The sequence below is a fragment of the Dietzia sp. CH92 genome, assembly GCF_032248695.1.
Taxonomy (GTDB): Bacteria; Actinomycetota; Actinomycetes; order Mycobacteriales; family Mycobacteriaceae; genus Dietzia.
Map to the genome: position 1 here is coordinate 287 of NZ_JAVHXC010000024.1, position 274 is coordinate 560.

1 protein-coding gene is annotated in these 274 nt (G+C 59.1%); it reads right to left on the reverse strand.

Annotation, left to right across the window (positions count from 1 at the left end):
• Positions 1-183: 60S acidic ribosomal protein P1 (locus RWK90_RS17285; protein WP_314038866.1), on the reverse strand; the 183-nt coding region annotated here is incomplete at its 3' end.
• Between the last annotated feature and the right edge of the window lie 91 nt (positions 184-274).

Sequence of the window (274 nt, forward strand, 5' to 3'; positions counted from 1 at the left end):
GCAGATGAGGCTCCCAATGTTGACATTGGCCAGAGCCTTGGCAAACAAGCCAGGCCAGAAAGGTTCGACGCTGACACCAGCTGCTTTAATGAGGGCATTGATCTTATCCTCCGTGACCGTCACCTCGTCGTCGTGCAGGATGAGGGCGGAGTAGATGCAAGCGAGCTCGGAGACGGAAGCCATGCTGTAGACTGCCGGCACGGTGCTAGTCGCCGGATGAAGTGAGGGCCTCACCCCAACGCGGCCTTAGCTTCCTCGGAAGGACCGAGCACCT